Below are 13,150 nucleotides of genomic sequence, written 5' to 3'. Positions count from 1 at the left end.
ATTTTATACTTTCTTATCTTTTAAGAAAAACGAAAGCTTCCTTTGCTTGGCGTATGGACTAAAGTGCTTCGAATGTGTATTGGAAACACGGAGAGCACAAGCTTTTCCGATATTGACTTATCGTAGAGAAAGCCTGATGTCGTCTAGGCTCTGGACCTGGGCAGTTCTCAAAGTTCAATAATAAAAATTGGGTTATTAATCTAGCTTACTGTAAAATTTTTATTTTCACCTTTTTACGGCCCCAGCGATAAGCATCCGTTTTGGACGGCATGAATAAATCAATGATATTCCCTTTAATCGCTCCGCCAGTGTCAGCTGCTATAGCATATCCATAGCCCTCCACATACACCTTTGTACCCAGAGGAATAACCCTTGGGTCAACAGCAATTACTTTCATGTTCGGATTAGACTTGAGGTTAAGACCTGTTGCCGTTCTTCCTGAACAACCATTGCAGTATGCAGTATAGGCGGTTGCAGTCACGTAAAATTCTGTTCCCGTTTCCGCAGCACCACGAGATACCTGCACGGTCAAATCCTTCGTTCCGACAGCCACAACCTTATCCTGTTTCTCGGTAATATTCTGCTCACTAATTAATTTTCTTGATATTTCTTTACCATTTTCAAGCAGGACTTCGTACTGTTTAGATACACGCCCATGTTTACCCATGGTAATGATTTTTTCCTTGCCTTTTTCTAAGCTTTCATCCTTTTTTGTTACCACGGCAAATTGAACAGGTTCTTCCACTACATCGGTGACTTTTTCTACTCGAATGATGTTAATAACACCATTCTCCGCTATGGTTTCTGTTAATGATGGTTCCACTCGGTCTAGTTCATTTAACTTTGTACCCTGTTGTGTTAAAAAGTCAGCGACCGTAGCCGAAGTAGCCCAAACTTGCTGCTCTTTACCGCCGTCCACAAACGTAAGAGGAAAGGCAATTTTTATATCTATATTCATCTTGTTTTTAATTGCCGTTTGCGGTCTAGCTGAAATCTGATCCTGTTCCTTCAATACAATTTTCTGCTCTGTCAGGAGCTCAGCCACAGTACCGGCTGTAGTCCAAATCGTTTTCTTCTCGTTGTCTTTGACAATGTGAACCTTGTTTGCTTGCTTCCAAACGACTTTAAGGTGGTCCTTCACCTTCGTATTTGCCTTTGGAGACAAGTAGTCTTGTGAGCGGGGGGATACATCCAGTTCATCCAATATTTCTTTAATGGTATCTGCATGCGTTTTTACGACCATATGCTCGTCATTAAGTGTAATTGCCACCGTATTCTTCGAGCCTTCAAAAAAAAGAACTCCCAGAATTGTTAGCAAAACAACGAAACTAGCAAAAACAATGATCAAATTCCTCCCACTCAAAGACTTAGAAAACAGGTTTTTCATGTTTTTGAATACGATGAAAAACGCCTCCTTTTCTCGGAGAGAATATTAGTACCATGCTGCCTGCTGTCATTCCTTGCATTTCCTGTGAAGGTATTTCTAATTATGCACATTACTGGTAAATTTGCAAAGAAAAACTTCTCGACACGGTTATCCTATGTTGAAAAGGAGACATGTAGAACTTTTTGTTTTCATAAAAAATTAAGACAAGCTTCCCTCGTCTTCGACAATTTCTTTTAGCATTTTATGGCGAATACTTTTTTAGCATTTCGTGTCGTTACTTCCGCTACCTCTTCAAATGTCAACCCTTTTATTTCGGCAATTTCTTCTGCAACCAGCTTTACATAACCTGGCTCATTCCGTTTTCCACGATATGGATGTGGTGCTAAATAAGGGCAATCTGTTTCAATTAATAGTTTATCTAATGGAATTTCAGCAGCTACTTCTTTCGGTTTTTTAGCATTTTTAAAGGTTACTGGTCCGCCAAGAGAAATATAAAAGTTCATATTTACGCATTCCTTTGCCACTTCAGGGCTACCGCTAAAGCAATGCATAATTCCCCCTACTTCCTCTGCCCCTTCTTCCTTTAATATTTCCACGATATCTGCTGTCGCCTCACGATTGTGTATGACGATTGGCAGCTTCACTTTTTTGGCCAGCTGGATTTGCTTACGAAATACCTTCTTTTGAATTTCCTTTGGAGACTTATCCCAGTGATAATCCAAACCCATTTCACCTATAGCTACTACCTTAGGGTGGGCTGATAATTCCTCAATCCATAACAAGTCCTCATCTGTCATGTCAATCGCATCAACTGGATGCCAGCCCACACAGGCATAAATAAAGTCATAGCTTTCGGCTAGTTCCATTGCCCGTTGAATCGTCGGACGATCAAAGCCGACAACGACCATATTCGTGACGCCCTCCTTTTGAGCTCTGGAAATGACTTCTTGCAAATCTTCGTTATATTGTTCATCATTTAAATGGACATGTGTGTCAAATAACATAATTTAGCTCCTTTTTTCATTTTTTTCATCATGATAGCGCAAATTTCGCTAACAATTTTTCACTTAAAATAAAAATTCTATTTTTCAGCAAAACCTTGCAATTAGTAGGCAAATAAAAGAAAAATAGCGAAAATTGTTACACGTGAAACAATTTTTAAAAGAAAAGCTCCAGCACCTTGATCCGGGCGATGGAGCTTGTAATTAAAACTGTAGAAAGACTTATTTAACCTTTGAGCCATTTGGTAGAGTTTGATCCACGGTTGCAAGAGATAATGCACCGTCTTTGGAACCAGCTAAGATCATTCCTTGTGACAATTCACCGCGAAGCTTTACTGGTTTTAAGTTCGTAATACAAATGACTTTACGGCCCACTAATTCTTCCGGCTTATAGTACTGGGCAATCCCGGAAACGACTTGACGCTTTTCATAACCAAGATCAAGCTGAAGCTTGAGAAGCTTATCTGCTTTCTTAATCGGCTCTGCTTGAATAACTTCGGCGACACGCAAATCAATTTTCATAAAATCATCAATGGAAATTTCATCGATGGCTTCAGGTTTTTCCTCTTTCTGCTCTTCTACTGCTGGCGTCGTAGCCAAGGGCTCACCGCCTTGCATTTTTGTTTTAATAAAGGCTACTTCATCGGCAATTTCCAGTCTCGGGAAAAGAGGTGCATCCTTTGCAACCTTTGTATTGCTTGGAATAACGCCGAAGTTTTCAAGGCTGTCCCATGCCTTAAGCGTTTCATCCAGAATACCCAATTGGGTGAAAATCCCATTAGGTGTACGAGTTAAAAACGGCTGTAGAAGAATAGCAATTCTCCGTAATGATTCGGCCAAATGAACCATTACACTAGCAAGCTCCTCTTTACGTCCCTCATCCTTCGCTAACGTCCATGGTTGTGTCTCATCAATATATTTATTTGTACGGCTGACTAACTGCCAAATGGAAGTTAACGCAACTGAAAACTCCATTTTTTCCATTGCTTCCTCATATTTAGTTATCAAGTCACGATTTACCTGAAGCAATGAATCGTCAAATTCGCTAACGGAACCAGAATAATCAGGAATGACACCGTTAAAATACTTTTCAATCATGGCGACTGTTCGATTAAGCAGATTTCCAAGATCATTTGCCAAGTCAAAGTTAATTCTTTCAACGAATCCTTCAGGTGTAAACACACCGTCGGCACCAAAAGGCACTTCTCTCAATAAATAATACCTTAGTGCATCAAGGCCGTAGCGGTCTATTAGTGTAACAGGGTCGACCACATTTCCTTTTGATTTGGACATTTTTCCGTCCTTCATCAACAGCCAACCATGGGCAAACACTTTCTTTGGAAGTGGTACATCAAGAGCCATTAACATAATCGGCCAATAAATCGTATGGAAACGGACTATTTCTTTCCCGACAAGATGAACATTTGCCGGCCAATAATTCAAATACTTGGAATCATTTTCAGTGCCATAGCCAAGGGCTGTAATGTAGTTAGACAATGCATCAATCCAAACATAAATAACATGCTTCGGATCCCTCGGAACCTTGATGCCCCAGTCAAAGGTTGTCCTTGAAACCGCTAAGTCCTCAAGACCTGGTTTAATAAAGTTATTAATCATTTCATTTTTTCGTGACTCTGGTTGAATGAATTCAGGATTCTCTTCGTAGTATTGTAATAATCTGTCTACGTACTTGCTTACTTTAAAAAAGTACGATTCTTCTTTTACTAATTCAACAGATCTACCACAGTCTGGACAATTTCCATCTACTAACTGTCTGTCTGTAAAAAAGGCTTCACATGGTGTACAATACCAGCCTTCATATTGATCAAGATAAATATCTCCTTGGTCCAGCAGTTTAGCAAAAATCTTTTCGACTGTTTGTTTGTGCCTTTCCTCGGTTGTCCGGATAAAATCATCATAGGAAATATCGAGCTTTTTCCAGAGTTCTTTGATTCCATCAACGATTTCATCAACGTATTGCTGCGGTGTAATCCCCGCTTCCTCCGCTTTACGCTGAATTTTTTGCCCATGCTCATCCGTACCCGTTAAATACATCACATCATAGCCGCGCATCCGCTTATAACGCGCCATTGCATCACCGGCAACTGTCGTATATGCATGTCCAATATGTAAATTACCGCTTGGATAGTATATTGGTGTGGTAAGATAAAAAGTCTTTAATTTTTCCTCCATTTGTATCCCTCCATAATAATAGGCAATTTACAAATCCCCATTTAACCATTATTGCCTCTTTTTCCCGCTTCTATCATCAAAATATACCGAAAAATGAACTTTTGTGCAAGAAACCGTTACTCATCCAATTCCAGTTTTTAAAAATTATTTCCTAATACACCCATAAAAAAAGAGTAGTTTCCGAAACCTATGGACGTGAAGATTTTATAATTGTAGAATTTTGTCGAATATTCTTTTTAAAAAAGTAAACTTTCTCCAACAAGTTACTACTAATCTTTCGTTTTAACCATAGGGATATTTTGGTAATCTCTGTTAAATCAGTAGTTGGTTGCTGGCAAAAAAAATTTTGTTTTTTTTTAAAATAAAATAATTGACGGATATGGGAATTTCTTGTATTATAAAGCTATGAAAAATTTGTCGAATAATGACGAATAAAAAATAGATAAATAATCTTTGCATTTGTGAGAGGAGATAGGAATAGAATGAAATCTACAGGTATTGTTCGTAAAGTTGATGAATTAGGTCGTGTGGTTATTCCGATTGAATTAAGACGTACACTAGGAATTGCTGAAAAGGATGCACTTGAAATTTACGTAGATGATGAACGCATTATCTTAAAAAAATACAAGCCAAATATGACTTGCCAAGTAACAGGTGAAGTATCTGATGATAACATGGCTCTTGCTGGCGGCAAATTAATTTTAAGCCGTGAAGGTGCAGAACTGTTAATACAAGAGATCCAAAGCAACATTGAATTAGCTAAATAATAAAAAAAAGCGCACGCGTACTTTTTCAAAGTTCAATAATTTTAAGTCTGATAGTAAGAAATAATCCAGCACTTTTAAGTGCTGGATTATTTCTTATTATTCATTTTCGACATGATAGGCCTGGTATACCTCTCTTTTATTAAGGCCTCTGTCTTTTGCTGTTAGTTTAATGGCTTCTTTAGAAGTCATCTTTTGATCAGAGATATAGTGATTTACATGCTCCTCAAGTGATAAATGATTCCACCAGCTAGGCTCTTCCTCCTGCTGCTCATTCGTTCCTTCAATAATGATACAAAACTCACCGCGAATTTCATCCTGATGAGCCCAGACCATTACTTCTTCAATGGTTCCTCTAATAAATTCCTCATATTTTTTCGTTAACTCTCTGCATAAAGCAATCTTTCTATTTCCGAGAACATCTTGCATAACTGCCAATGTTTCCTTAAGGCGATGTGGAGACTCATAAAAGATGATGGTCGCCGTTTGCCACTTTAAAGCCTCTAACTCCGCCCGTTTATCCTTTTTGCTGCGATTTAAAAACCCATAAAAATAAAAGGGCTGACAGGCCAAGCCTGAGGCAATTAATGAGGTAAGGGCCGCATTTGCCCCAGGCAGTGGTACAACGGGTACTTTTTCTTCAATTGCAGCAACCACAAGCTCATAGCCTGGATCAGAGATGGCTGGCATGCCTGCATCGCTAACAACAGCAACCTTAAAGCCATCCTTCACCTTATGAATAAGTTTCTCCCCGCTTGATTCCTTATTGTGCTCATGATAGCTGACGATAGGGGTTTCAATTTCAAAGTAATTACATAGCTTTTTCGTATTCCGTGTATCTTCTGCGGCAATCAGGTCCGCCTCTTTTAAGATTCTAATTGCCCGAAAGCTTATATCCTCTAGATTTCCAATCGGCGTGGGAACGAGGTAAAGAATTCCTTTATGGTCTTCGTTCTCAAAGCTTTTCTGCTGCCACATCTTCATCACCCGTTTCACTTAATAAAAACTCAAGCTTTTTCTTCCGTGGTAAACTCTTAAAATGGTATTCCGCCCTTAAGGCGTCACTTTTATTTTCAAAGCCTTTATAGTAGGTCAGCTTGACCGGTCCCCGCCCTCTTGTGTATTTTGCCCCTTTACCCTCATTATGCATCCTAATCCGACGTTCCAGATTATTGGTATAGCCGCCATAAAGACTGTCATCTGCACAGGTTAATACATAAAAGTAGTGATCGCTATTCTCCATATAAAATCGCTCTTATTTCTTTTGTATATTCATCGTTATCATTATACACAATGATTGGCGGGAGAATCTTAAGATCCGGGCTGCCATCCTTTATCGCTTCAATTAATAGCGTATTTGCTTCCTTGCCTTTTTTCGGGTAAACAAATTGTACCCGCTTTGGCTCAAGTCTATATTGGCGCATCAAGGTGATGATATCCAAAAACCTGCCCGGGCGGTGGACAAATGCCACCTTCCCGCCTTGTCTGACAAGGTCACTTGAAGCCTTGATAGCGTCTTCCAAGGTACAAAGAATTTCATGGCGAGCAATCGCCAGATGTTCATTTGGGTTGACTTCTCCCGTTGACGGTGTCGTAAAATAGGGCGGATTGCAGGTTACGACATCGAACTTTCCATAGCCTAACCGCTGCGCCATGTCCTTAATATCACCATGAATCATCTGGAGGCGATTTTGCAGACCATTATACTGGATGCTTCTAACCGCCATATCATAAAGGCGCTCCTGTATTTCGACACCAGTAATGTGTCCCTTTGTCCTTGCACTTAAAAATAAAGGAATCACGCCATTCCCGCTGCAAAGGTCCAGTAAGTTCCCTTTCTGAATGGGAACATAAACAAACCTTGCCAAGAGAACAGCATCAAGAGAAAAGGCAAAAACAGAAGGACTCTGAATAATCCTTAAATTTTCAGCAAGTAAATAATCCAACCGTTCATCTTCCTTCAAAATGACCACATAAATTCATCCTATCTTCTTATGTATGGAAAAGGGGCGGAGCGTCGAAAAATGATTCAATTTATCCAATCTAAGTGAAAAATAAACAAGTTTCACTGCGAATTAGATTAAACTAAAGCTCTACTCACACCGCCCAATTATGTTAGGTTAATGCTGTAAATTAATGCATTTCCAAAGTTAGTAACGGTTGGAAACGCTGTTTGCGGTTTGTAAGAAAAGAGAGGCTGATTTTCTCAGCCTCCTCTAGGTTATTTCTTATTAAGAAAAGAAAGACAAAATAAACAGTCGCCTTCCTTCCGCAAGCTCCCGAAATGAAGATTGCAAATATGAAACCCTTCTTGATAAAGACGGGCGAGGTTATCATATCCTTCCCCTACATCAAACGGCTTTATTCCAGGAGACTCAGCAAGGGTTGTACCCTTTTTATTAGCTGTTTCTTTCTTTCCTTCTCCTGTGGTTACATCTAAACGGCGCCTTAGATGCTCATTCTCAAGTTTTAAATAATGATTTTCTTCTAATATTTCGGCTAAATGCTGCTTTAATTCTCCAAGCTGCTGGTATAGACTGCCAATTTGTGTTTCCATATTACTTACCGACTCAAATATTTCTTTTTTATCCACGTCTTCCACCTCATTAATCTGTGGATTGTATAGAAAAGGCACCTTCTTTAATGATTTCATCTAATGTATACTCCAGAACCCGTTCTTGTTCCTTTAGTTCCACTTGAAGTACCCGTTCTAATATATTTAATCCTACTACTTTCCCAGTACCCTGCGGTGTTTCAATGATTTCCCCTAAATCCGGCAGAGCCTCTTTCGCAGATTCATATTCATCATTTTCATATTTTAAACAACACATCAGTCTGCCACATAAACCAGATATTTTGGTAGGATTTAAAGATAAATTTTGATCCTTCGCCATTTTAATGGAAACAGGGTCAAAATCACCTAAAAAAGTAGAACAGCACAGCATTCGGCCACATGGGCCGATACCGCCAAGCATCTTGGCTTCATCACGGACACCTATCTGGCGTAATTCAATCCGTGTCCGAAAAATTGCTGCTAAATCTTTCACAAGCTCACGGAAATCAACTCTTCCATCTGCAGTAAAGTAGAATATGATCTTGTTTCGATCAAATGTATATTCAACATCAACCAGTTTCATATCCAATTGATGCTCAGTCACTTTTTCATTACAAACCTCATAAGCTTCCTGCGCAGCCTGCTTATTTTCCTCAACAATCATACGGTCCTTTTGGTCCGCAATTCTGACCACTTTTTTTAATGGAAGGACAACATCATGCTCCTCAACCTGTTTACGGGCAATTACCGCCCTACCATATTCCACTCCGCGGACTGTTTCAACAATCACGAAGTCATCCTTTTCAAATGAGAGGTCTCCAGGGTCAAAATAATAGATTTTTCCCGCTTTTTTAAAGCGTACTCCTACAACATCATACAAATGAAGATCCCTCCTGCAATTTTAACACAAGTTGTTCCATCATCAGCTGAGGATTCATATTCTTCTCGAGCTTCCGTTTTGCTCCAAGAATAGCTGACATTTGAATCGATAAGCGCCGTACAGAAGTTTTTAATGCGAATTGTTTTAACCGTTCACTTTCTCCTTTAAAAACAATTTGCTCCTGCTTATCTAAATGTATATATAGTAAATCCTTAAAAATAAGAAGTAAAAGATCTAAACCACGATGAATCTGTTCTTTCTCTTTAAAATGTTGAAACCATTCACTTTGAAGTGTTACCAGTGCCTCCAAAGAATTTTTCTCCAACACCTCATATAATTTTAACACTATTTTTTGAGCTTGTGCAAACCATTCATCGACATTTAATTTCAGTGCCTCATCGAGATTATTAGTTAGCTGAGCAAGTAATGGAGCCTTTACTGATTCAACGCCGTTTTCCACTAGCTGTTTAATCATAGCTTGAGGCGATAATGGATGAAATGCTAAAATTTGGCACCTCGATAAAATAGTAGGCAACATTTGCTGCGGCTGTTCGGTTAATAAAAAAGCCACCGTTTCTGCACTCGGTTCCTCAAGAAACTTAAGCAAACTATTGGAGGCACTCACACTCATTTTATCTGCACCGGATATCAGGTAAACTTTTTTTAACGATTCTACTCCCTTTTTCGAAAACTCAGCTTGTAGGTTTCTTATTTGGTCTACTTTTATTGATAACCCATCCGGTTCAACAATATGAACATCAGGATGATTTCCGCTATTAACGCGGCGGCAATTATGACAATCCTCACAAGGTTTAAAGCCATCAATAATCGATTCACAAAAAAGAGCCTTCGTGAGTAATAATCCTATCTCTCTTTTCCCTGTCCCTCTCATGCCTTCAAAAAGGTATGCATGGGCTACTCGATTTTTCACTATGCTGTTTTTTATCATTCGGAGTATGGCTGGCTGCAATTCTTCTAGCTGATCCCATGTTTTTACCAAGCTAATCACTCGCTTACTTTATAAAATAAACCGACAGGTACATTAAAATTGCAAGTATTGCTCGATAGGAAGGACGAAAACTGTTGCCCCGCCAACCTCAACTTCAACAGGATATGGTACATAGGCGTCTGCATTCCCCCCCATTGGAGAAACTGGTGAAACCAGCTGGTCCCTAGACCTGCAGTTATCCTTAATAATTTGAAGAGCTCGATCAACGCGAATATCCTCAGTTCCAATCATAAAGGTGGTGTTCCCCGATTTCAAAAACCCACCTGTACTCGCTAACTTTGTCGCCCTAAAATTATTCTCTACTAACGCCTTTGATAAACGATTACTATCCTGATCTTGAACAACTGCTATGATGAGTTTCATCAAACCACCCACTCTCCAATTTTCCGACTCTAGTTACCTCTTCCTATATTATAACAGGTTATCGCCCTTCTTACATTTGTAATAGGACTGAAAGAATTATTAATTTCATATAATACGTTTCTTACTATTAAGAAAAGTGGAAGCTTCCTTTGCGCTGCGTATGGTCTGGAGCGTTTCGAGTGAGTATTGGAAACACAGTGAGCGTTAGGAGAACCGAAGTTGACTTATCGTAGGGAGAAGCGCAAAGTACACTAGCCGCTGGCCGCTGGAGCTGGACAGTTCTCGAAGTCAAAATTTTATACTTTTATATCTTTCAAAAAAAGCCTTACAGTGAAGGCTTTTTATCCGCTAAATTGGCTTCGACAAGCTCGATGGTTTTCTTAAATACCTCATCCACCGAACCTGAAGCATCGATAGCAACGATTCTATTTGGAAAACGTTCCATCAATTGCTGATACCCTTGTCTAACCTTGTGATGGAATTCAAGATTTTCTAAATCCAACCGGTTAATCTCTCTTCCTTTATTTTTGTTAATCCGCTTTAATCCTAACTCTGGTTCAATATCAAAATAGATGGTTAACTCGGGCATCATTTGTTCAATAGCAAATTGATTAATCTTCCATACCTCATCTATTCCCAATCCTCGTGCATAGCCCTGATAGGCAAGCGAGCTGTCAACAAATCGGTCGCAGAGAACGACTTTCCCCTCTGCTAGCGCAGGCTTCACTTTTTCCATCAAATGCTGTCTTCGTGCTGCAGCATAGAGTAATGCTTCCGTTCGCGGATCCATTGCCGTGTTCTCTTTAGCCAATATTACTCTTCTTATTTGCTCGGCGATATCAATGCCGCCTGGCTCCCTAGTGACTAGGACGTTAGTAAGCTGATCTGCCACCATGTTGATTATGGTCGTCTTTCCCGCACCATCCGGCCCTTCAAAAGTGATAAATGTTCCGTTCTTCATCGAAATAAAACCTCCAACTGTTTCTACTTAAGATGTACAAAAAACCTTTAGTAAGCCATTTTTTAACGAGGAGCCACCTTGAAACCTTGCTCCGGATTCAATGAATTGATTTAGCTGATGGAGCTTGTCTAATGTTATGGTTTCACCCCTTAAAAGCAGTGGAATTCCTGGTGGGTAGGGGATAATCGTTTCCGCACAAACCTGGTCCAATGCATCTACAATTAGGACTGATTTCTCGGTAAACCTATCCATTTCTTTATAGGGAATAGCTAACTCAGATATTTTTTGATTATCAATATGAAATTCTTCCTTCCATTCCTGAATAGGGAAACCTAGAAGAGCCTTGTTTATTTTGGCAGCAGCTTCTTCAAAGGGATAACTCTGCCCCTCTTTTAATAAGGGAAGAATCAAAAGCACATTATATGGATCTGCCAATTCTGGATAGATAGATACCTCTTCCAATCTATTTTGAAGATCAAAGCCACTTAATCCACATCTAGATTGGATAGTAATTTTCAAAGGATCTCCTTGATTATTTGGAAAATCTAACACTTTAATAGTTGGAATTTTACTTAATTCCTCCCTAAAGCGCCTGGTTTTAGTCAAAAAAAAGGATAAATCCCCACTGTCATATGTAGCTAAGTAATTCCTTGCTATGTCCAGTGACGCCATAATGGGATAAGAAGGGCTGCTTGATTGAAACATTCCTAGAAATTCCTTTACCCTATTTACATTAATGAACTCGCTGTTAACATGTAAAAAAGAACCCATTGTCATCGCCGGGAGTGTCTTATGGGCGGACTGAACAACGATATCCGCGCCCATTTGGGTGGCTGAAGCTGGAAAAGGATCACCGACAATAAAATGCGGTCCATGTGCCTCATCAATTAGTACTGGGATATGACGAAGATGAGCCTCCCTAATGATACCTTTTAAATCATAAACCATTCCATAGTAGTTAGGATAGGTCAAAATAATCGCTTTTGCATCCGGATAAAGGAAAAGCGCTTCCTTGACTGTTTCAATGTTGATGCCTCCGGCTACTTTCCAATCCTGATTATATCCCGGCTCTATAAAAACAGGTTTTGCTTTAGCTAATCTAAGGGCATTTAAGACTGATTTATGACAATTCCTTTGAACAAGGACAATATTATCTTCCTCACAGGTCGCCATGATCATGGCCAGGTTTCCTATAGTTGAACCATTGACAAGAAAAAAACTATTATTAGATTGAAATAATTGTTCTAAAAGCCTTTCAGCTTTCAATATTGCTCCGTCGGGTGAATGCAAATCATCTAAACCTGTTAGCTCCGTTGCATCAATTTTTAAAATTCGCTTGAAATAGGTATTTGCTTGAGGCTGATTTATCGAGCCATTTTTATGTCCAGGAACATGAAAGGAAATTGGATTCTTATTTACATGTTCCATTAAAGCTTGATATAAGGGTGTTTCCAATTGAGTATTCATTTTCTATACTTCCTTCTAAGAGTCTTATTAATTTTAAATGAAATCCCCTATCATAGCAAAAAAATAAAGCCCATTATGGACTTTGTTACGAAAAAATTTCTGGGGTTGTAATTTTTTTCAGCTGTTTCAGGAAGTATTTATATTTTGGATTGTTTGTATCAGTTTGAATTAAATCATTTTCACATTCTGTACAAATAAAAGAAGTATATAGATGTATGCCTTTCGGTTTTAAATTTTCACAAATAACGCACGTTTCTTCATAATGATTATGGGCTAAAAATGAACTCAATTCCTCCACCTCCATACACCCATTCTGCCCTCAAACTCCAATTTGTATACAATTTTTCGAATACTCTTTTTCCAATCCCATCCTGTAATATATTATGTTGCAGTTAGCTATTGGGTGTATGTCTATAAGTGAATTCTTTCAAAACAATTCGTACTTTTTTGTTTTGTAATATTTTCTTACAGCAAAAAAGAAAAAAAGGACAATCCTCTCGGATTGTCCTTTACACATGCCTGGCAACGTCCTACTCTCACAGGGGCGCCTGCCCCAACTACCATCGGCGCT

At 39.1% G+C, this 13,150-nt stretch carries 14 protein-coding genes; 1 reads left to right on the top strand and 13 read right to left on the bottom strand.

All coding sequences use genetic code 11. The features are described from left to right. Nucleotides 1–205: 205 nt before the first annotated feature. From RTR43_RS20525 to metG, 3 genes are all read right to left on the bottom strand, one after another. Entirely contained in the window at nt 206–1,387 is a 1,182-nt protein-coding gene (locus RTR43_RS20525) for a ubiquitin-like domain-containing protein (protein ID WP_312474558.1), read from the bottom strand. A 233-nt stretch (nt 1,388–1,620) separates the two neighbouring features. Next, nucleotides 1,621–2,391 (bottom strand): TatD family hydrolase, encoded by a 771-nt coding sequence (locus RTR43_RS20520; protein ID WP_312474555.1) that lies wholly within the window; start codon nt 2,389–2,391, stop codon nt 1,621–1,623. A 219-nt stretch (nt 2,392–2,610) separates the two neighbouring features. Then, the gene (gene metG / locus RTR43_RS20515) at nt 2,611–4,581 is read right to left on the bottom strand and encodes a methionine--tRNA ligase (RefSeq protein WP_312474552.1); all 1,971 of its coding nucleotides are present in this window, start codon (nt 4,579–4,581) and stop codon (nt 2,611–2,613) included. A gap of 482 nt (nt 4,582–5,063) precedes the next feature. Between metG and RTR43_RS20510 the strand changes: the two genes are divergently transcribed. Beyond that, complete coding sequence (locus tag RTR43_RS20510) at nt 5,064–5,348, top strand: transition state genes transcriptional regulator AbrB (RefSeq protein ID WP_312474549.1); 285 nt, start codon at nt 5,064–5,066, stop codon at nt 5,346–5,348. A gap of 96 nt (nt 5,349–5,444) precedes the next feature. Here RTR43_RS20510 and rsmI read toward each other — a convergent pair whose 3' ends face one another. The 10 genes from rsmI to RTR43_RS20460 form a co-directional block, all read right to left on the bottom strand. Continuing rightward, nucleotides 5,445–6,323, bottom strand: coding sequence for a 16S rRNA (cytidine(1402)-2'-O)-methyltransferase (gene rsmI / locus RTR43_RS20505; RefSeq protein WP_312474655.1), 879 nt, complete (start codon nt 6,321–6,323; stop codon nt 5,445–5,447). After that, nucleotides 6,301–6,588: a GIY-YIG nuclease family protein gene (locus RTR43_RS20500; protein WP_312474547.1), complete on the bottom strand. Its 288-nt coding sequence runs from the start codon at nt 6,586–6,588 to the stop codon at nt 6,301–6,303. Before RTR43_RS20500 ends, rsmI begins: the two co-directional genes overlap by 23 nt. Further along, nucleotides 6,578–7,318 (bottom strand): tRNA1(Val) (adenine(37)-N6)-methyltransferase, encoded by a 741-nt coding sequence (locus RTR43_RS20495; RefSeq protein WP_312474545.1) that lies wholly within the window; start codon nt 7,316–7,318, stop codon nt 6,578–6,580. Before RTR43_RS20495 ends, RTR43_RS20500 begins: the two co-directional genes overlap by 11 nt. Nucleotides 7,319–7,566: 248 nt before the next feature. After that, nucleotides 7,567–7,938 carry a DNA replication initiation control protein YabA gene (gene yabA / locus RTR43_RS20490; RefSeq protein ID WP_248737348.1) on the bottom strand — a complete coding sequence of 124 codons (372 nt, stop codon included), beginning with the start codon at nt 7,936–7,938 and terminating at the stop codon, nt 7,567–7,569. Between the two features lie 13 nt (nt 7,939–7,951). Beyond that, nucleotides 7,952–8,779 carry a PSP1 domain-containing protein gene (locus RTR43_RS20485; protein WP_312474542.1) on the bottom strand — a complete coding sequence of 276 codons (828 nt, stop codon included), beginning with the start codon at nt 8,777–8,779 and terminating at the stop codon, nt 7,952–7,954. Further along, nucleotides 8,772–9,779, bottom strand: coding sequence for a DNA polymerase III subunit delta' (gene holB / locus RTR43_RS20480; protein WP_312474540.1), 1,008 nt, complete (start codon nt 9,777–9,779; stop codon nt 8,772–8,774). The genes RTR43_RS20485 and holB overlap by 8 nt, the downstream gene beginning before the upstream one ends. Before the next feature lie 42 nt (nt 9,780–9,821). Continuing rightward, entirely contained in the window at nt 9,822–10,151 is a 330-nt protein-coding gene (locus tag RTR43_RS20475; RefSeq protein WP_248737345.1) for a cyclic-di-AMP receptor, read from the bottom strand. 325 nt (nt 10,152–10,476) lie between these two features. Continuing rightward, a complete protein-coding gene (tmk, locus tag RTR43_RS20470) occupies nt 10,477–11,112 on the bottom strand; it encodes a dTMP kinase (protein ID WP_312474538.1) in 636 nt (211 codons plus the stop codon). Between the two features lie 27 nt (nt 11,113–11,139). Continuing rightward, the gene (locus RTR43_RS20465) at nt 11,140–12,579 is read right to left on the bottom strand and encodes an aminotransferase class I/II-fold pyridoxal phosphate-dependent enzyme (RefSeq protein WP_312474536.1); all 1,440 of its coding nucleotides are present in this window, start codon (nt 12,577–12,579) and stop codon (nt 11,140–11,142) included. Nucleotides 12,580–12,664: 85 nt separating this feature from the next. Continuing rightward, nucleotides 12,665–12,868, bottom strand: coding sequence for a sigma factor G inhibitor Gin (locus tag RTR43_RS20460; RefSeq protein WP_396954604.1), 204 nt, complete (start codon nt 12,866–12,868; stop codon nt 12,665–12,667). Nucleotides 12,869–13,150: the final 282 nt, after the last annotated feature.

The sequence above is a fragment of the Neobacillus sp. genome (assembly GCF_031988165.1).
GTDB lineage: Bacteria > Bacillota > Bacilli > Bacillales > Cytobacillaceae > Neobacillus > Neobacillus rhizosphaerae.
The sequence above is the reverse complement of the archived record's forward strand: the minus strand, read 5'-3'. Positions and strand labels throughout refer to the sequence as shown.